We start from the raw sequence: 18889 nt of genomic DNA on the forward strand, positions 1-18889 counted from the left end.
GCCTCAGCGCGCGGCGGCCGTGGCTTCCGGCGCCACGGCGCGGATGACCGCCCGCGTGTCCCGGCCCGCCTGGCGCATGCGGTCGGCGACCAGATCCACCAGCTTGGCTTGGTCGGCCGCCGGCGCCTGGCGCGACAGGGTGTAGAGGTTCGCGGCCTTGCCATCCAGGTTGGTGGCGGCGTCGGAGACGTAGCGGGGCGGAAAGGTCCGCTCCAATTGGGCGTCCAGCGCATCGGCCACGGCCACCGACTGCGCGCTGATGGCGCCCAGCAGATCCGCCGCCTGCACCTTCTCCAAGCTGGCGTCGCCGCTGGTGTCGCGCAGCGCCGCCAGCAGGGGATCGGCCTTCTCACCCTGCTCATACGCCGCCGTCATGCGGTTCTTTTGGTAATTCTCCAGCGCGGTGTGGCGGTTGGTCACCCGGTTCAGGGCGGCGATCTTGGGCCCGTGGACGCCCGCCATATCCAGCACGCTGGTCCACAGCATGGACGGCACGCTCACGCCCGGCAGGACACGGGCGTGATAGGGCTGCGCCATGTCCTGGACGTAATGGATGGCCCAGCCGGCAAAGCGCCAGCCCCAGTACGGGTGCCCCGAGGAGAAGGCGAAGCGCGACAGGGTCATGTAGAGGTGGACCCGCGCCTCCGGATAGGTGTGTTGCAGGTAGGGCGCCGCCTTATAGAGGATGCCGGCCTCGTGATAGAAACCCATGTGGAAGGGCGCCTGGCTGCCATAGTCCAGCAAGGGGTTGCCGAAGGGCTGCGTCCCGAAGGCGTAGAGCTTGCCCTGGTTCTGGCCGTTGTCCTGGAACAGGCCGATGTCCAGGCCGAAGTCGGGCTCGTTCGACGCCGTGGCGACGACATCGGCCACCGGCACCGCCTCGCCCTCCTCCACCCGCTCCATTTGCCTCAGGTCCGCGTCCTCCGGGTCCTTAAGAATAGTGAGATCCGGCCAAGTCATCTCGCGGCCGGCTGCGGCGTTGGTGCCGGGCTGGCGTTGCAGGTACAGCGCGAAGGGCACGTCCTCGTTCACGCGGATGGCATGGACGAAGGCCCGCTTAAGCGCCACCGCGTCCGCATCCGCCGCCACCGCGAAAGCCAGCGCGTCCGGCCGGGAGGCATAGAAGGGAACGTTGGCCCGGGCCCAGCGCTCCTCCTCCGCCAGCACCGACGGCAGGGCCGCCGCCTCCTTGGCCAGGAAGCCGGTCAGCGACTCCGCCGCCACGCTGTGGCCGGCCACTTGGGGCATGGCCTCCACCGCCGGCCAGGTGCACAGCGTGTGATTGCTCCACGCCCAGGCGGCCGGCTGCACCGCAAAAACGAAGACGGCGGCCAAGGACAAGCGGCGGCGGAGGGAACGGGGGTGTCGCATCTAAGACCCTGCTATTTCGGGACCATCAAGGATGGGCCGGACCATACCCGGCTTAGAAGTCATTTCCGCGACACCCGGTCCCAATTTGCCGCATGGCCAGTTCGCAGGATTGAAAGCGCCGCCCCCGGGAGTTAGGCCAAGCGGATGGCTCTACGCACTGCGTAGGTGGTCCTGGACTGGGCGGATTCCTGCGATAGATTGATTGTGCCGCCGCTGCTCATGGCGCTGCGCCTACCGCCTTTCAGGTGCTCGACAATGCCGCTGATCCCGCCCCGCCCCTGCCCCGCATGCCACGCACACACGGTCCCGCCCATGGCGAACATGACCAAGTCCCGGCCCTTCGTCTGCCCGAACTGCAGGGCGGAGGTTTATTCCAAGTGGACCTTCCTGGCGTGGATTTTCTATTTCGAACCCGTGATCTGGCTGATCCTGTTGGCGGTATTGTCCATGGCCTTCACGCTGCTGCGCTTCATGCCGCCGTTCGCGGTATTCTGCGTGCTGGCGGCCGGGGCCGCGGGATGGTTCCTGGTCTTCGTGATGCTGTGGCCCCTGGGGGTCAAGAAAAAGCACGGCCTGTGGGGTGAGGCGCCGGACGTTCGCCCCACAGGCCGAAAGGCCGGATCGTTTCCGACCCGGCCTTCCTGAAGCCAACTGATTTTAGGCCGCCGTCTCCGGCTGCTTGCCCCGCTGCTTCACCAGGGTGTCCAGCCCGCCCTGGGCCATCAGCAGGCTGACCAGCGCATCCACCAGGGTGCCATGGCCCCCCTCGCCGCCGCCCATGGCCACGGTGGGCACCAGCGGCACCTTGGCCTGGGTGATGGCGCCGCTGAGCATCGCGGCCACCTCCTTGGACAGGGCCATCTCCGCCCCACCGAAGGCGTCGACCTGGGCCTTGGCGGCCTGGGCGTTGGCGTCACCGATGGCGGCCACGCGGTCGGCCTCGGCACGGCCTTCGGTGCGGGTGCGCATGGCGGTCGCCTCGGCCATCACCTTGGTCGCCTCCGCCTCCTGGGTCTTGCGGGCCAGTTCGGCGCGGCCGTGGTTCTGCGCCACCTCAATGGACACGGCCGACTTGGTCAGGTCGCCCTGCGCCGCCGCCCGCGCCTCGGCGGCGCGCAGTTCCAGTTCCTTGGCCGCCGCGATCTGCTGGCTCTCATACGTCTCCACCTTCTCCCGGGCGACCTGGCGGGCGCGCAATTGTTCGAAGATGGTGTCGATATGGGTGTCGCCCTTGGCCGCGCGCGGCGTGCCGATCATCACCTCCTTCACGTTCAGGCGGTACTTGGCGAACCGGGCGCTCATGGCCGCCAGGGCCTCCCGCTGCACCTCGGCGCGCTGGTTCACCAGCTCGATCAGGGTGCGGCTTTGGGCGGCGTCCTTGAACCAGGCGCTGACCATGGGGTCCAGCGTCTGCTCCACCAGCTTCTTGATGTCCGCGAACTGCTGCACCACCCAGGGCGCGTCGTCGTAACCAATGTGCACGACGATAGACAGGGGCAGCACCGGCTCGAACGCGTCCTTGGTGATGAGCTTGATCTCTGCCAGGTTGTCGTCGAAGCCGTGGGCCTCGCTGCGGCCTTCGATCCAGCGCAGGACGAAGTTGGTGGTCGGCACCGTGCTGACCTTCACGGCATAGGGGTTGATGGCGTACTTGCCGGGATGCAGGGGCGTCTGCCAGACACCGCGCTGGCCCTGGGCCACCAGCTCGCCATGCTTGTGGTCGGAGCCGGAGACGTCGGTGCCGCGCGGGCCGGTGAAGCTGACCACCACGCCGACATTGCCGATGTCCACTTGTGTCTTGGGACGCACCTCGATGGTCGCGAACAGACGGTTGATGTAGTAGGTGCCCTCCACCAGCACCTGCTCCTGCCGGCCCCGGCGGCCGCCCGCCGCCAAAAAGGTTTCCGGGTCCTGGAAGGAGTTGTGGAAGGTGGCGCCATCCGCCGCATGGGTGCCCACGGTGGGGGCGATGATTTCGCCATGGTCCAGGGCGGGGCCGTCATGGACGGTGACCACGCCCACCGCGTCCTCATGATCGCGGATGATCAGCGGGCGGAAGCCGTTACGCTCCTCGATCAGTTGGCGCATCGTCTCCACCGCCCGCACATCGCTGGCGTCGCCCAGGGTGACGGCATGGGTGGCGGATTCGGTGAACACGATGAACTGGGCCGTGTTGATGGCGTAGACGCCCTCCCGCAGGATGCGGCGTTGGGGGCCGCGCTGGCCGCCTTGGCTCACGAAGGCGCGGGCGTTTTCCACCCCCACCCCGGTGGGCCAACGGGCAAGGGCCTGCGCGTTGGGCAAGGGCTGGCCGCCCCGGGCGAAGAGATAGGCCAGGCTGCCCTGGGGAACGGTCACCAGATTGGCGCGGTGCACGCGGTATTGCAGCGGCATGAAGAAATGAAAGCCGCCGCGCAGCGTCTCCGGCCGGAAGCCGGCCTCACCACCCAGGGCGAGGAAACCTTCCTCGACCGAGCCGCCGAGGGCCCACAGTTTCTCAACCACGCCCACGGCGTCGTTACGGATATAGACGACGGCGCCGGTGGCGAACGCCAGGACCAGCACACCAAGGACGGCGCCCACGACATACAGCGTGGGCAGCGCCCAGGAAGGGAACTCCAGCATGGAAGCCTCGTTCGACGGATCATGATGCGGGCGCCCGATCCGGATCCGTGACGGGGTCCGGGCGCGGCACCGCCATCAGCGAACGCCCAGGGTCATGGGCATCCGCAGGGCGGAATGGGAATGGGGGGATGCGTCAGGGGGCCGCCGGTGTCAGGGGCGGCGCTGGCTCATGGGGATGTAAGCCTTAGACACGGAAGCCGAGGGCGGCGTTGAGGCGCCGCGGGCTGAGGAAACAGGAACCGGACCGCCGCATTCTTGGGCACCCGAACCGTTTGTCGATGGCAGGGATTTTACCATGACGGCGGTGTGACACAACGCACACTCGCAATGCTGGCATTTTTGCCCAGCACCGCGCGCCACGCATACCGGTTGCCGTGGACAAGGCCGGTGAACGGAGTCCGCCAGGCTGATTGGCCTTGACCCATATCGAAAACAGAGTATTTCGATATCCATAACGTCTATCTTTGCGAATACATAGATTTCATGATCGACCGATCATGAAATACTATCAGCGTGACGCAATAAAGATATAAATATAGCGCCTAGAATTGACCCTGCATCCCGATCAGGTGCGATCGAATACAGATGAAGGGTCCTTAAAATGTCGAAGCAAACGCGGACGTCCCGGCCCGGGCGAACCAGCGTGTTCCTGCTCACCGCCACCTGCGGCCTGATGGCCGGCCTGCCCGCCCACGCGGCAGAGACGGCCACGCAAGAGGTGCAACGGCTGCGCGCCCAGTTGGAGGCGCAGATGAAGGTCAGCCAGGCCATCCAGGCCCGGCTGGACGCGCTGGAGGCGCGCGAGGCCGCCGACGCCAAGGCGCAGGCGGAAACCAAGGTCCAGGCGGAACAGGTCGCGGCGCAGGCGGCCACCCAGGCCAAGACCATCGCCAAGCTGGAGGCCAGCAGCGGCGACAACGGCAGCTTCACCATGGCCGGCGGCCGCCCCACCTTCACCGCGTTCGGCGGCAAGGGCACGCTGCAGATCGGCTTGCAGGCGCAGTTCGACGCGGCCGCCTATTTCGAGGACAACGCCAGCGTGAAGCGCTCGGGCGTGGATTTGGGCGACGGCGTCAACGCCCGCCGCATCCGCATCCCCTTCGTCTTCCGCTATGGCGATGTCACGGCCACGGTCACGCCCGACTTCGGCGGGTCGCCGGATGGCCGCCAGAACACGCAGTACCTGTATGAGGCCAACCTGGCCTATATGCCGTTCAAGGGCTTCACCGCGGCGCTGGGGTATCTGCAGCCCAACATCAGCCTGCAGGACGCGCCCAGTTCCAACGACTTCATGTTCATGGAACGCCCCGCCATCATGGATGTGGAGCGCAACATCGCCGCCGGCGACGCCCGCGCCGCCGTGGGCGCCCGTTACTATCAGGACCGCTTCTTCGTCTCGGGCTTCCTGACGGGCCAGGCGTATGGCGGCCAGTCCACCACCACCGCGACCTCAACCGTCGGGACCACCGGGTCGGTCACCACCGCCGTCTCCACCACCCAGCCGTCCAATGGCCAGCAGACGGGTGCCGTGATGCGCGTGGCGGGCCGACCGGTCTATGGCGAGGATTATGACGTCCACCTGGGCTTCAGCGGGTCCAAGGTGTTCAGCATGAACCAGAACGACAGCAACCGCCTGGCGCAGAACCTGGCCCTGTCGGTCCAGCCAGAACTGCGGGTGGACACCAGCAAGCTGATCAACACCGGGTCCATGCCGGCGACGGGTGTCTATACCTGGAACCCCGAAGTGGGGGTGCGTTATCAGAACTTCCTGGTCCAGGCGGAGTATGTGGAGATCGGCATCAACCGTCAGCATCAGGCCGGGGCCGGCCTGGGCGGCGCCACCCAGACGCCCGACCTCACCTTCCATGGCGCCTATGTCGACGCGTCCTGGGTGCTGACGGGCGAGCCGCGCCTGTACCAATCGGCGCGCGGCGGTTTCGGCGGGCTCAAGGTCGCCCACCCGTTCAACCCGGAAACCAATGACTGGGGCGCGTTCGAAGTGGCCGCCCGCTACAGCGACATCAACCTGAACAGCCATGTCCAGCGCTTCCTGGCCCAATCGGTGACCGGCGGCGTGGCGGGCGGCCAGCAGGATGTCATCCAGCTGGGGCTGAACTGGTATCCCAACGACCACCTGAAGTTCATGGCGGACTACCAGATCGTGGACGTCAGCAAGCTCAGCGGCGCCACCCTGCAGAACCAGACCGGCCTGCGTTACCAGGCTGTGGGCTTCCGCGCCCAGGTCGCTTATTGAGCTCAACGCGTGAACCTGGCCTCTCTGGGGCCAGGTTCCGCTGTCCGTCATGTCCGCTGTGTCCACACGGTGCCGTCAGGGGTTTGAGGGCGTCTGCTAATGGGTTGTATTTGCTTAATAAAATCCCTGGCCTGGAAATTGCCACAACCGAAGCAGGCAGAACAACCTGCCGGGAGCATTCAGTCCAGGAAAGGGATGAAAAATGGGAGAGTTACATCCGGTTGTCGCCGAAATGCAGCACCACATCAAACATCATCATGACTTTGCCACGGCCCTGGACAAGGGCATTAAGAGAGTAAAAGATCTTAATGTGCATTGGGAAAACACAAAAGGAAATTACGTACCGCTTAAGGCCGCCCAAGAAGTGGAAAATGTTCAGGATTGGATTGTTTGGATCAATTCCCTGTTGAGCTGGGTTCCCGTCGAGAACATGAGCGCAACTGAGTTATTCAACCACCAGAATCTTTTCTTCTTCTATCTCGATCAGCCGGAAATTGTCCACTTCCAGACCTTGGTTGAACCCCATAACAAGGCGCCGGAGTTAACTTGGCTGTCAGCCTGGATGGTCCGATATGTGGGCAGCTTGGGCAAATTCCTCGGCACCACCGCGTCCATCACTGAGAAGTCGCTGGACAGCTTCATTAAGTCGCCCGCCTTCAATATGGATGAATATATTTCACCGCCAAGCGGCTACCTGACCTTCAACCAGTTTTTCGCCCGGCAGGAAAAGTCCGGCACCCGGCCGATCGCCGCTCCCAGCGATAACCGGGTCATCGTCAATTCCTGTGATGGCGCCATCCAGGGATGGTGGCAGATCAATCTGGACAATCGCATCACGCCCAACATCACGATGAAGGGCCTCACTTGGTCGATTGGTGAACTGCTTCAGGGCAGCAAATACGCCGATCGTTTCAACAATGGCATCTTCATGCATTCCTGGTTGGCCCTGACCGATTCACACCGGCTGATCGCGCCGGTGGCCGGGCGGGTCCTTGAGGCCCACACCGTCATGGGCCAGGTATATCGCAATATCGTGGCCCAGCCGATCCCGGGCGCCGCCGCCCCCCAGCACGTTCTGACCTTGACGACCCGTCAGGTGAGTTCGGTACCGTCCCAGGAATACCAACTCGTCCTGAACAACACGCCCGGCTATCAGTTCGCGCAGGAGCGGGCGATTTTTGTCCTCGACTCCCCCATCGGGTTGGTCGCCGTGATCCCCGTCGGGATGGGCTTCGTGTCGTCGGTCGTGCCAACAACCTTCGTCGGCGCCGCTGTGCAGAAGGGGGATGAAATCTGCTACGTCCAATATGGCGGATCAGACTGCATTGTTCTTTTTGAGGCATCGGCGGCGGTCAACTTGACCGCGGCGACCGGCCAGCACTACCTCAAAGGCCAAGTCCTGGGATACGCGTATCCCATTCTGGACTGACCATGGAGATGGCCTGGCCGAGGGATTCTCGGCCAGGCCGCATTCGTTAAGGCTTGTGCCCCACCATCTCCAGCACCAGGCCGTCATAGGCCGGTTCCACCCCGGGCGGCAGGGACGCCATCAGGGTGCGGTAGTCCATCTGATGGTTCATGTGGGTGAGGTAGGCGCGCCGGGGCTTCAGCCGTTCTATCCAGCTCAGCGCCAGGTCCAGATGGGCGTGCACCGGGTGCGGCTCGATACGGGTGGCGTCCACGATCCAGGTGTCCACCCCTTCCAGCACGCGCCACGCCTTGTCATCCAGGTGCACCACGTCCGTGGAATAGGCGAAATCGCCGATGCGGAAGCCCAGGCTGGGGATGCGGCCATGGTCCTGGTGGAAGGGGATGAAGGTGAGATCGCCGATGGTGAAGGGGCCGGTGATGGTATGCGGCACCAGGCAGGGGCGCGGAAACCAATCCGGCCGGTCCTGCGGCTTGAAGCAATAGTCGAAGCGTTCCTGCAACTGGCCCAGGTTCACCGCGTCGGCGTAGATGGGCAGCGGCTGATGGTTCATCCAGTTGACCTGCCGCAGGTCGTCGATGCCATGGGCATGGTCGGCATGCGCGTGGGTGTAGACCACGGCGTCGACGCGGGTGACGCGCGCGTCCAGCAACTGCTCCCGCATTTCCGGGCCGGTGTCGATCAGGACCGTGGTGTCGTCCGTCTCCACCAGGATGGAGGCGCGGCGGCGGCGGTTGCGCGGCTCATTCGGGTCGCAGTCGCCCCAGACGTTGCCGATCATGGGCACGCCGCCGGAACCGCCGCAGCCCAGGATGCGCACCCGCATGCCGTTCCTCACGCCGGGAATCCCGCGACGAAGGTGCCGCACTCGGCGGGGGGATGCGGTTGAACAGCGCCAGCATGGTGGCGGTGGTGGCCCGCGCCAGCTCGGCCGGTTCCATGCCCTTCACCTCCGCCAGCAGGCGGGCGGTGTGGGCCACGAAGGACGGCTCGTTGGTCTTGCCGCGCAGGGGAACCGGCGCCAGGAAGGGCGCGTCGGTCTCCACCAGCATGCGGTCCAGCGGCACTTCCTTGGCGAAGTCGCGCAGTTCGTCCGACTTCTTGAAGGTGACGATGCCGCTGAAGGAGATGTGCAGGCCCATCTCCAGCGCCTGGCGCCCCAACTCGGGCGAGGAGCTGAAGCAGTGCAGCAGGCCGCGCAGCTTGCCCTCGGCCCCGCCCTCCTCACGCAGGATGCGGATCATGTCCTCATCCGCGTCCCGGGTGTGGATGACCACCGGCAGGCCGGTTTCCCGCGCCACGGTCAGGTGGGCGCGGAAGCTGGCCTCCTGCACCGCCTGCGGACTCTTGTTGTAATAATAGTCCAGGCCGGTCTCGCCCAGGCCGACGACCTTGGGATAGGCCGCCAGCTCGCGCAGCTTTTCAACCGTGCACAGCTCCTGCTCCTCCAGCGCCTGGTGGGGGTGGACGCCCACCGTGCACCAGACGTCGGGATAGGCCTGGGCCACCGCATGCACCTGGGGAAAGCGGCTGAGGTGGGTGCAGATGGTCAGCATGGCGCCGACCCCCGCCGCCCGCGCCCGCTCCACCACCGCGTCGCGCTGCTCGGCGAAGTCGGGGAAGTCCAGGTGGCAGTGGCTGTCGATCAGGAAAGCCTTTGGGGACAGACCGTCGGGCATCAGGCGGCGCCCTCCGTCTCCTCGACATGGCGGGGGAACACGCCCTGCGGCGGCGGCAGCGGCGTGCCCGGCACCAGCGCCTGGTCCAGATGGGCGACATCGCGGGCGTCGGCCGGCACGGCCAGCAGGTCCAGCACCTTGGCCATGGCCCCCGGCATGAAGGGCTGGGTCAGGATGGCGACGTGGCGCATGGCTTCCGCCAGCACATACAGCACCGTGGCCATGCGCGCCGGATCGGTCTTCTTCAGGGCCCAGGGCGCCTGTTCATCGATGTAGCGGTTGGCGTCGCCCACCACCACCCACAGGGCGTCCAGCGCCCGGTGGAAGGCCTGGACGTCCAGCTCCGCCCGCAGGGTGGGCAGCAGGCCCCGGGCGGCGGTCAGCAGGGCGTTGTCGGCCTCGGTGAAGTCACCGGGCGTGGGCACCACGGCGCCGCAATTCTTCTGGATGATGGACAGGAAGCGCTGCGCCAGGTTGCCATAGCCGTTGGCCAGTTCGCTGTTGATGCGGGTGACCATGGCGCGGCGGGAGAAGTCGCCGTCGTTGCCGAAGGGGATCTCGCGCATCAGGAAATAGCGGGTCTGGTCCAGGCCGTACTTTTCCAGCAGTTCGGACGGCGCCACCACGTTGCCCAGCGACTTGGACATCTTCTCGCCCTCCACGGTCCACCAGCCATGGGCGAACACGCGGCGCGGCGGCTGAAGACCGGCGGCCATCAGGAAGGCCGGCCAGTAGACGGTGTGGAAGCGCAGGATGTCCTTGCCCACCATGTGCAGCGCCGGCCAGTACCGGGCGTAGGGCGAGCCCTCCCCCGTCTCGGGATAACCGATGGCGGTGATGTAGTTGGCCAGAGCGTCCAGCCAGACATACATGATGTGCTTCTCATCACCCGGGACGGGAACGCCCCAGTCGAAGGTGGTGCGGCTGACCGACAGGTCCTTCAGGCCGCCCTTCACGAAGCTCATGACCTCGTTGCGCTTGCCGGCGGGCAGGATGAAGTCCGGGTTGGCCTCATAGAAGGCCAGCAGACGGTCGGTCCAGGCGCTGAGGCGGAAGAAGTAGCTGGGCTCCTCCACCCATTCGCACTCGGCCCCCGTGGGCGCGAACTTGCGGCCATCGGCCTCGGTGCGCAGCTCATCCTCGCCGTAATAGGCCTCGTCCCGGACGGAGTACCAGCCGGCGTAAGAGCCGAGGTAGATGTCGCCGCTCTCCACCAGCTTATGCCACAGCGCCTGCACGGCCTTGACGTGCCGCGGCTCGGTGGTGCGGATGAAGTCGTCGTTGGAGATGTTCAGCAGGCCGGTCAGGTCGCGGAAGTTCTGCGACACGCGGTCGGTGAAAGTCTGCGGGTCGATGCCGGCCTTCTCCGCCGACTTCTCAACCTTCTGCCCATGCTCATCCGTGCCGGTCAGGAACTTGACGTCATAACCGTCCAGGCGCTTGAAGCGGGCCATCACGTCGCAGGCGATCGTCGTGTAGGCGTGGCCGATGTGCGGCACGTCGTTCACGTAATAGATCGGCGTGGTGATGTAGAAGGGCGGGCGCCCGGACATGGCAACTCTCCGGCTAACGGCTATCGGTTTATTATTCAGGCGGCGAGAGAGGATAACAGCGCCTCAGGACGCCGCCGCCTCGATCGTGCGCAGCGCGCTCAACATCACCTGCTTGCGATCGAGATTGGCGCCTTCCGCCTTGGCGAACAGGCGGTTGACGTTGTCCCATACCTCCATCCAGCGATCAAGCGCACGATCCCGGCGCGCCGCGAAGGACAGACGTTCCATCAGGGCGGCCTCGCCCTCCACGATCTCCGGCGCCGCCTGGTCGCGGGCCAGCGCGCGGTTGAAGCGGGCCAGCCACCACAGCAGCAGGTCGGTCGTCGTCTCCCACACCGTGTCTTGCCCGGCCCGCGCCACCTGGTCGGCCAGGGCATGGGCGGCGGCCAGATCCAGGCGCGGCAGGGTATCCAGCACGCCCAGCAGCACGCGGTAGAGATCAAGCCCCCCGGCGGCCGCCAGATCCAGGCCCCGGCCGATGCTGCCGTCCGACAGGGTGGTCAGGGCGGCGGCGTCGCCCATCTCCAGGTCCGGCATCATGCGGTTGACCAGGCTGCGCACCGTGGTGGTGGGCAAGGGCTCCAGCATCAGGGTGCGGGTGCGGGAGCGGATGGTGGGCAGCAAGGCGCCCGGATTGTCCGCCACCAGCAGGATCAGGGCACGGGGCGGCGGCTCCTCCAGGATTTTCAGGATGGCGTTCTGGCCGCTGGCGTTCATCTGGTCGGCACCGTCGACCACGACGATGCGCCAGCCGCCTTCCGCCGCCGTCAGGCGCAGGAAGGGGGCGATGCGCCGCACCTCCTCCACCGGCAGGTCGCGCTTGAAGCGTTTGCGCTTCTCATCCCAGGTGCGCTGGATGGTCAGCAGGTCGCCATGGGCGCCGGCGGCGACGCGCCGCGCGGTCGGGTTCTCGGGCGAAACGTACAGGCTGGTGGGCGGCGGCGGGGCGCCGAACAGTCCGTCATCCTGCGGTTCCGCGCCGCCCGACAGCAGGAAGCGGGCGAAGCGGTAGGCCAGTGTGGCCTTGCCGATGCCGGGCGGTCCGCCGATCAGCCAGGCATGATGCAGGCGCCCGCCCGTGGCCGCCTTCAGCAGCGTCTGCTCCGCCGCCGCGTGGCCCATCAGGTCGTAGGTGGCGATGGGGGCCGGCACGCTCTCCCGGTCGAACGCCGCGGGCGGCATCAGGCGGCCCTCCCCAGCGGACCCAGGCGCCGTTCCACCGTGGCGATGATAAGGGCCTGGATGGTGGCGATGTCGCCGGTGGCGTCGACCACGGCGCAACGGCCGGGATCATGGGCGGCGATGTCCAGGAAGCCCTGGCGCAGGCGCTCATGGAAGTCCATGCCCATGCGCTCGTACCGGTCCTCGGTCCCCGGCCGGGAACCGGCGCGGGCCAAACCGGCCTCGACCGGCAGATCCAGCACCAGGGTCAGGTCGGGCATGAGGCCGCCGGTGGAGAGGCGGTGCAGGTCGGCCAGCACGCCCCGGTCCACGCCCATGGCGTAGCCTTGATAGGCGACGGTGCTGTCGACATAGCGGTCGCACAGCACCCAGGCGCCCCTGGCCAGGGCCGGGCGCACCAGCGCCTCGACATTCTCATGCCGGGCGGCGTTGTGCAGCAGCGCCTCGGTCAGGCGCTGCCACGGCGTGTCTCCGGCCACCAACAGGCCACGGATGGCGGCGGCGCCGTCGGAGCCGCCGCCCGGTTCCCGTGTGGTCACCACCTCCACGCCCCGGTCGGCCAGGGATTGCGCCAGAAGGCGGATCTGGGTGGATTTTCCCGCCCCCTCCCCGCCCTCCAGCGTGATGAACCGGCCGGTCGGCATCGTCCGTCCTCAGCTGCCGAAGATCATGCGGTGCAGGCCGGCGCCCATGCGGCCGAACAGCCCGAGACGCGGCACGTCGTTGGCCGCCTGCAGCGGGATTTCCACCGTCTGAAGGTCCGGCGCCGTCACCTTCAGGGTGGCGACGGTGGCGCCCTTGGCCACCGGGGCGGCCAGCGGCAGTTGCGTCACCACCGACACCTTCATGGCGCGGCGCTGCTCGTTGGTCAGGGTGATCTTCAGCGCCTCCGGAATGACGACGGGCACGGTGTCGGCGGTGCCCAGCGACACCGGCAAGGTGTCGACCGTGTCCCCCGCCTTGAACAGCGCGTAGTCATCGAATTCGTGGAAGCCCCACTCCAACAGGCGGGCGGGCTCGTCCGCACGGCTCTGCATGCTGGTCAGGCCGTTGATCACCAGCACCAGGCGGCGGTCGCCGCGCTTGGCCGAGGCGATCAGGCCATAACCACCGGCCTCGGTGTGGCCGGTCTTCAGGCCGTCCACGCCCATGTTGCGGTACAGCAGCGGGTTGCGGTTGCCCTGCTTGATCTTGTTGTAGGTGAACTCCAGCTCCGAGAAATAATGATAGTACTCGGGGAAGTCGTGGATGGTGTGGATGGCCAGGATGGCCAGATCATGCGCCGTGGAATAGTGGTTGGCATCGGGCAGACCAGCGGCGTTGGTGAAGTTGCTGTCCTTCATGCCCATGTCATGGGCGCGCTTGGTCATGTTGCGGCAGAAGGCTTCCTCCGTGCCGCCCAGGCCTTCCGCCAGGACGATGGTGGCGTCGTTGCCGGACTGCACCAGCACGCCACGGATCAGATCCTCCACCTTCACGCTGGCGCCCAGCGGCAGGTACATGGTGGAGCCTTCGGTCTTGGCGCCCCCCAGTTCCCAGGCGCGGCGGCTGACCGGCAGGGTGTCCTCCAGCGACAGCTTGCCGTTCTTCAGCCGGTCGAAGACCATGTACATGGTCATGACCTTGCTCATCGACGACGTCGGCATGTGCTGGTCGGCGTTCTTGGCGAACAGGACGGTGCCGGTGTCGGCATCCATCAGGATGGCCTGGCGGGCCTCGGTATCGATGGTGGCCGCCTGCACCGCCATGGGGGCGGCGCCCCCCAAAAGGCCACTCAGCAGCACCATCGCCAGGACGGCCCGCTTGGTGCCGCGCATCGCCAAAACCTTCAGTTCCATGTCTCTTCTATCCCGACTGCGTGTCCGATAGCCCTAAAGCAAGCCCTAAAGCATGTAGGGGGGCTTCATGCCCCATGGCCGGCGGCCGTGCCAGTCTCCAGACGGCCTATGGCCAAAATGTCCCAACCCGGGCAGGCCTCTGTCCGGGTTGCGGCGCCCGACAGGGTGCGGCGGCGGGGCGGTGATCCGCAAGCCCTTTGGCGCATCCCGGACGGGGGTCTGCCCCCCTTATTCGACCCCGATTATTCGATCCCGATTATTCGACCCCGGTTATTCGACGATGACGCGGGCCCCGTTGTTGCCGGCGGCAACCACCTGGTCCAGCACCTGGTCGGCCTGTTCCGGGGTGTCCAGCGGACCGACGCGCACGCGGAAGAACTGCGTGCCGTTGACCATGGTGGGCGCCAGGAAGGACGGGCCGATGCCGGCCAGCCGCGCGCGCAGCTTGTTCGCGTTGTCGAACAGGGTGAAGGACCCCGCCTGGACGTAAATCTTCTTCGGCCCCGGGCCGACGGCGACCTGCTGCACCACCGGCGCCGGCAGGAAGCGGCCGTCCGGCTCCGTCGTGCCGGGAACGGTGGTGGGGGCCTGGACGGGCCGCGACGGTGCCGGGCTCGGCCCCGGCGCCGCCCCCTGGGCCGGGGGCAGGGCCTGGCCCTGAACCGTCACGCTGGGGCGGGGTGCCGCCTTGGGCACGGGGCTGCCGTCCGCCATGGTGGTGGGCACGGGGGCGGCGCTGCTGGGCGGCGCGTTCAGGGCCACCTGGGCGCCGCCGGCCTGCATGGCCGCCGCGGCGATGGCGCGGCTCTCATCCGCCAGGATCTGCACGCGCACCTTGGCCGTGCCCTGCTGTTCCATGCCCAGCAACTGGGCGGCGCGGCGGGACAGGTCGATGATGCGGCCGGCGGCGAAGGGGCCGCGATCGTTGATGCGCACGACGATGGAACGGCCATTGTCCAGGTTCGTCACCCGCACCAGGCTGGGCATGGGCAGGGTCTGGTGCGCGGCCGTCAGTTCGTTCTGGTCGAAGATTTCGCCGTTGGCGGTGCGTTCCTGATGGAAGCCCGGGCCGTACCAACTGGCGATGCCCGTCTGGTCATAGTCGTAGTCGGCGCGCGGATAATACCAGATGCCGCCGATCTGGTAGGGATTGCCCACCTTGTAGGTGGGCTGCCCGGCGGCGGCGGCCCCGGGGCTCGGCGTCTTCTGGACGACCGCGGGCCCCTGCTGGTCCGCCTTGTGCGCGCAGCCCGTCATCAGCAGCGCGCCCAGCGACAGCCCGGCCAGGGCGGTCCCTGTCCACGGGAACCGCCACGTCGATTCGTTGGCAGCGGCGGCCGTCGCCGCCCGCTTCACCAGATTTGCCCGGCTCATCACTCGCACACCGCTATGGATTGTGGCAGCACCCTACAACATCTCACGGCGCCGCGCCAAGTTGATCGGCCAGCAAACCAACGGTGGTCGCGAAATAAGTGGACCGGTTCCAGTTCATGATGGCGCGGTAGTTGTCATAGACCAGGAAGGCCCTGCCGGTGGGGCCATCCGGGATGACCAGCGAGGCCGACAGCGCGCGGGCCGGCAACGGCTTGCCGTCCACGCTCCGCACCCCTGCCCGCCCCCACTCCGCCAGCGTGCGCTTCTTATCCAGGCCGGCGGCCGCCGCGGCGTCCAGGCCTTTCGCGGGCAAGGTCACTTCCCGGCCCCAGGTGGTGGTCGCGTCCCACCCCACGGTGGACAGATAATTGGCGGCGGAGGCCAGGACGTCCGGGGTCTTGGTCCAGATGTCCCGGCGGCCGCAACCGTCGAAGTCCTGCGCGAACTTGAAGAAGGCGCTGGGCATGAACTGCACCTGCCCCATGGCGCCCGCCCAGGATCCCTTCATGGTGGCGGGATCGACCTTGTCCTCCTGGACGATGCGCAGGGCCTGGATCAGCTCTTTGCGGAAATAGGCCGGGCGGCGGCCATCATGGGCCAGGGTGGCCAGGGCATCGATGATTCGGAAGCCGCCGGTGATGCGCCCGTAGTTGGTCTCAAGCCCCCACAGCGCCACGATGTATTGCGGCTGGACATGATAGCGGGCGCTGACCTGGGCCAGCAGGGCCGCGTTCTGCCGCATCATCTCGCGACCGCGCTGGATGCGATCCTTGGTCAGGACGCGGTCGGCGTAGGTCGCGAAGGTGACGGTGCCCTCGGGCTGCTTCCGGTCCAGGTCGATGACGCGCGGCAGTTCCTGCACATTGGCCAGCGCCAGGTCCAGGGTGGCCCTGGTGATGCCCTGGGCTTCGGCCTCCTGGCGCACCCCCTCCAGCCAGCGGGCGAAGTCGGCCTGCTGTTCCGGGGTGATGATCGTAGCCGGGGGCGTCACCGATGCAGCGGGTTGGGCCGCCGGCGCCGGTGGGGCGGGTGTGGGCGCGCTGGCCGCCGCCGGCGGGCCGCTGGCACACCCCGTCAGCAACAAGGCCGACAACAGGCCCATTCCGGCGCTGCGGGACAGGGAGGGGCGGCGGACGGCGATGCGGGTCACAGGCGGGTCCTCAAATGACGGGTGGGCAGCAGGGATGGGAAGAGAAAGGGTCGGAAATGGAATTAGGAACGGAATCAGGGCGTTTTAGTGGCGGCGCCGGCGTGGTCGGGGCCGGGGAACAAGCTGTCGGTGCGGCCCAGCAGGCGGTAGGCCACCAGCCCGACATACTCATGCACCGATTGCGACAGCAGTTCCAGACCGCGCAGCAGATCGAAGTCCGGCCGGTAGAGCAAGGTCCGGGGCGCCCGGATGTCCACGGGATAGGCGATCACGGGCCAGCCGACATGGCGGAAGATGCCCATGGACCGGGGCATGTGAAAGGCCGATGTGACCAGCAGCCAGGTCTGCCCCGGCTGTGGCCGCATCAGGTCGCGGCTGAACAGCGCGTTCTCCCAGGTGTTGCGTGACTGCCCCTCGAACGTGACGCGCCCAATGTCCATGCCCATCTCTTCCAGCGCGGCGCGGGCCACCGGCGCCTCCTTCTCGTCGGGATCGCGCAACTCCCCCGACCCTCCGGAAAACACGATGCGGGCGTCCGGATAACGGCGCGCCAATTCCGGAATGACCATAAGGCGCTCGGCGGCGGCGTTCACCTCCGGCTGGCCGGTCTCGGCGGTCGCCACCTGGTCCACCGACCCGCCCAGAACGATGATGCCATCGACATGATCGGGCAGCGCCGTGGGGGCCGGGAAGCGCTGTTCCAGCGCGCGCATGCTCCAGGCGCCCACCGGCAGCACGGCGATGATGAGAAAGCCCAGGGCGGCGGCGCGGGCGCAGCGCAAGGAACGGCGCGACCTGAAGCCGCCGGTTGCAAAAAGGCCGACCAACAAAAACAAAAGCAACAGGTTGCCTGGCGCCGTCAGCGTCCAGAAAATCTTGGACAGGGCGAAACTCAAGACTCTTATCCCCCATCATCATTGCTGGGCAAAGCCAAGGAGCGGCAGGCTTACTCCTACAAACAGCCTACCAATGTAGGGCAGCCTTCAACGGCGGGTGCCACAGATACGGTCAGATTCCGTGGGATTTGTCGAATATTGCATGGATGGCGCAGTTTCCTCATGCGGCCGAGACAGAAAATGGTCTAAGGTCAAATTCAACCGAGAACAAGCGGCCTAGCCTTTATCGTGACCGATGCCTGCCTGACCGTCGTCGCCAGACCCGACTCTGCACCTTCCGGTGCCGGTGCCCTGCAGGATATTTCCGTTTTCACCCGCCGCATCGATGACCACCTGGCCGGCCACAACGGCCCCTGCGCCGTGCTGGTCATCGAAATCTCGCGTATGGCGGAGCTGTACAAGCTGCTGGGGCAACAGGCGCTGGACGCCTCGATGGCGGTGATGGCGGAACGCGTGTTGGGCTTGTGCGGCAGCGGCGACATGGTGTGCCGCATCGCCCGTGCGCAGTTCGCCCTGTTCCTGCCCAACCTCAGCCACGCCAGCAAAGCGCTGTTCACCGCGTCCGCCCTGGCCGCGCGTGTCGGCGAACCCATTCTGGTGGAAGGCCGGTTGCTGTACATGGTGGCCAAGATCGGTGTGGCCGTGTCGCCCGACGATGGCACCACGGGCCACACCCTGCTGCGCAACGCCGCCATCGCCCAGGGAGAGGTGGCCAAGTCCGGATCCGCCCATTACCTGCACTATACCGAGCAGATGCGGGAACGGCTGCGCCACCAGCTCATCACCGAGACGGAGCTGCGCCAGGCCATCCTGGACGAGGCGTTCGTGCTGCACTACCAGCCCAAGGTGTCCATCACCGACGGCACCCCCATCGGGGGCGAGGCGTTGATCCGCTGGCGCCATCCCACCCGGGGCCTCGTCTACCCCATGGAGTTCATTCCCATCGCCGAGGAAACGGGCCTGATGGTGCCCATCGGCGAATGGGCCCTGCGCGCCGCCTGCCGCCAGATCCAATCGTGGATCGAGGCGGGGCGCCAGCCCTTGCAGATCGCGGTCAACGTTTCGGAACGTCAGTTCCGGTGGGGGCACCTGCCGGCCTTGATCGACGTGCTGCTGCGCGAAACCGGCATCCCGCCGCATTTGCTGCAGCTTGAGATCACCGAGTCCGTGCTGCCCGAGGATCTCGAGGGCGCGTTGCGCCAGATGGCCTGGATCGCCGATTGCGGTGTCGCGCTGGCGCTGGACGATTTCGGCACCGGCTATTCCTCCCTCTCCTACCTGCGGGAACTGCCGCTGGACTGCCTGAAGGTGGACCGTAAGTTCGTGCAGGACATGGAGCAGGACATCGGCACCCGCCATATCGTGCAGGCCATCGTCGCCATGGCCAAGGCCATGGGCCTGAAGGTGGTGGCAGAGGGGGTGGAGACCGAGGCGGAGCGTTCACTGCTTCGGGGCATGGGGGTGGAGGAAGGTCAGGGCTATCTGTTCGCCCGGCCGCTGCCCGTCAAGGAGTTCGAGCTGTTCTGCGGCGTGTGAGA

Annotated in this window: 15 protein-coding genes; 4 read left to right on the forward strand and 11 right to left on the reverse strand. The window is 66.7% G+C overall.

Going from position 1 to position 18889, the window contains the following annotated elements; all coding sequences use genetic code 11:
• Positions 1-3 precede the first annotated feature (3 nt).
• On the reverse strand, positions 4-1371 hold the full coding sequence (locus tag ULB03_RS15030; protein WP_322483953.1) for a phospholipase C/P1 nuclease family protein: 1368 nt from the start codon (positions 1369-1371) through the stop codon (positions 4-6).
• 255 nt (positions 1372-1626) lie between these two features.
• Between ULB03_RS15030 and ULB03_RS15035 the strand changes: the two genes are divergently transcribed.
• On the forward strand, positions 1627-2016 hold the full coding sequence (locus ULB03_RS15035; protein ID WP_322483954.1) for a DNA gyrase inhibitor YacG: 390 nt from the start codon (positions 1627-1629) through the stop codon (positions 2014-2016).
• A gap of 12 nt (positions 2017-2028) precedes the next feature.
• On the opposite strand, the gene ULB03_RS15040 is transcribed toward ULB03_RS15035, so the two are convergent.
• A complete protein-coding gene (locus ULB03_RS15040) occupies positions 2029-3996 on the reverse strand; it encodes an SPFH domain-containing protein (RefSeq protein WP_322483955.1) in 1968 nt (655 codons plus the stop codon).
• 601 nt (positions 3997-4597) lie between these two features.
• Here ULB03_RS15040 and ULB03_RS15045 point away from each other — a divergent pair.
• Entirely contained in the window at positions 4598-6250 is a 1653-nt protein-coding gene (locus ULB03_RS15045; protein ID WP_322483956.1) for an OprO/OprP family phosphate-selective porin, read from the forward strand.
• 202 nt (positions 6251-6452) lie between these two features.
• Positions 6453-7679, forward strand: coding sequence for a phosphatidylserine decarboxylase (locus tag ULB03_RS15050; protein ID WP_322483957.1), 1227 nt, complete (start codon positions 6453-6455; stop codon positions 7677-7679).
• Positions 7680-7725: 46 nt separating this feature from the next.
• On the opposite strand, the gene ULB03_RS15055 is transcribed toward ULB03_RS15050, so the two are convergent.
• The 9 genes from ULB03_RS15055 to ULB03_RS15095 form a co-directional block, all read right to left on the reverse strand.
• Entirely contained in the window at positions 7726-8505 is a 780-nt protein-coding gene (locus tag ULB03_RS15055) for an MBL fold metallo-hydrolase (protein ID WP_322483958.1), read from the reverse strand.
• Positions 8423-9358, reverse strand: a complete 936-nt coding sequence (locus ULB03_RS15060) for a TatD family hydrolase (protein WP_322483959.1) — start codon at positions 9356-9358, stop codon at positions 8423-8425. Before ULB03_RS15060 ends, ULB03_RS15055 begins: the two co-directional genes overlap by 83 nt.
• A complete protein-coding gene (gene metG / locus ULB03_RS15065) occupies positions 9358-10911 on the reverse strand; it encodes a methionine--tRNA ligase (RefSeq protein WP_322483960.1) in 1554 nt (517 codons plus the stop codon). Before metG ends, ULB03_RS15060 begins: the two co-directional genes overlap by 1 nt.
• Positions 10912-10974: 63 nt before the next feature.
• The gene (locus ULB03_RS15070; protein WP_322483961.1) at positions 10975-12093 is read right to left on the reverse strand and encodes a DNA polymerase III subunit delta'; all 1119 of its coding nucleotides are present in this window, start codon (positions 12091-12093) and stop codon (positions 10975-10977) included.
• Positions 12093-12737, reverse strand: coding sequence for a dTMP kinase (gene tmk / locus ULB03_RS15075; RefSeq protein WP_322483962.1), 645 nt, complete (start codon positions 12735-12737; stop codon positions 12093-12095). Before tmk ends, ULB03_RS15070 begins: the two co-directional genes overlap by 1 nt.
• Positions 12738-12746: 9 nt before the next feature.
• The gene (locus ULB03_RS15080; protein ID WP_322483963.1) at positions 12747-13931 is read right to left on the reverse strand and encodes a D-alanyl-D-alanine carboxypeptidase family protein; all 1185 of its coding nucleotides are present in this window, start codon (positions 13929-13931) and stop codon (positions 12747-12749) included.
• A gap of 270 nt (positions 13932-14201) precedes the next feature.
• Positions 14202-15305, reverse strand: coding sequence for a septal ring lytic transglycosylase RlpA family protein (locus ULB03_RS15085; protein ID WP_322483964.1), 1104 nt, complete (start codon positions 15303-15305; stop codon positions 14202-14204).
• A 43-nt stretch (positions 15306-15348) separates the two neighbouring features.
• Positions 15349-16455: a lytic murein transglycosylase gene (locus ULB03_RS15090; protein ID WP_322483965.1), complete on the reverse strand. Its 1107-nt coding sequence runs from the start codon at positions 16453-16455 to the stop codon at positions 15349-15351.
• Between the two features lie 74 nt (positions 16456-16529).
• Positions 16530-17351 carry a YdcF family protein gene (locus ULB03_RS15095; protein ID WP_322483966.1) on the reverse strand — a complete coding sequence of 274 codons (822 nt, stop codon included), beginning with the start codon at positions 17349-17351 and terminating at the stop codon, positions 16530-16532.
• Between the two features lie 228 nt (positions 17352-17579).
• Between ULB03_RS15095 and ULB03_RS15100 the strand changes: the two genes are divergently transcribed.
• The gene (locus tag ULB03_RS15100; RefSeq protein WP_322483967.1) at positions 17580-18887 is read left to right on the forward strand and encodes a putative bifunctional diguanylate cyclase/phosphodiesterase; all 1308 of its coding nucleotides are present in this window, start codon (positions 17580-17582) and stop codon (positions 18885-18887) included.
• Positions 18888-18889: the final 2 nt, after the last annotated feature.

It is taken from the genome of Nitrospirillum goiasense, from assembly GCF_034427435.1.
Classification (GTDB): Bacteria; Pseudomonadota; Alphaproteobacteria; order Azospirillales; family Azospirillaceae; genus Nitrospirillum.

Bases quoted from the DNA above. Each gene is read 5' to 3' on its own strand.
- ULB03_RS15055 (WP_322483958.1), bottom strand. From the start codon at position 8,505: ATGCGGGTGCGCATCCTGGGCTGCGGCGGTTCCGGCGGCGTGCCCATG.
- metG (WP_322483960.1), bottom strand. From the start codon at position 10,911: ATGTCCGGGCGCCCGCCCTTCTACATCACCACGCCGATCTATTACGTG.
- ULB03_RS15045 (WP_322483956.1), top strand. From the start codon at position 4,598: ATGTCGAAGCAAACGCGGACGTCCCGGCCCGGGCGAACCAGCGTGTTC.
- ULB03_RS15060 (WP_322483959.1), bottom strand. From the start codon at position 9,358: ATGCCCGACGGTCTGTCCCCAAAGGCTTTCCTGATCGACAGCCACTGC.
- ULB03_RS15040 (WP_322483955.1), bottom strand. From the start codon at position 3,996: ATGCTGGAGTTCCCTTCCTGGGCGCTGCCCACGCTGTATGTCGTGGGC.
- tmk (WP_322483962.1), bottom strand. From the start codon at position 12,737: ATGCCGACCGGCCGGTTCATCACGCTGGAGGGCGGGGAGGGGGCGGGA.
- ULB03_RS15050 (WP_322483957.1), top strand. From the start codon at position 6,453: ATGGGAGAGTTACATCCGGTTGTCGCCGAAATGCAGCACCACATCAAA.
- ULB03_RS15030 (WP_322483953.1), bottom strand. From the start codon at position 1,371: ATGCGACACCCCCGTTCCCTCCGCCGCCGCTTGTCCTTGGCCGCCGTC.
- ULB03_RS15035 (WP_322483954.1), top strand. From the start codon at position 1,627: ATGCCGCTGATCCCGCCCCGCCCCTGCCCCGCATGCCACGCACACACG.
- ULB03_RS15070 (WP_322483961.1), bottom strand. From the start codon at position 12,093: ATGCCGCCCGCGGCGTTCGACCGGGAGAGCGTGCCGGCCCCCATCGCC.
- ULB03_RS15085 (WP_322483964.1), bottom strand. From the start codon at position 15,305: ATGAGCCGGGCAAATCTGGTGAAGCGGGCGGCGACGGCCGCCGCTGCC.
- ULB03_RS15080 (WP_322483963.1), bottom strand. From the start codon at position 13,931: ATGGAACTGAAGGTTTTGGCGATGCGCGGCACCAAGCGGGCCGTCCTG.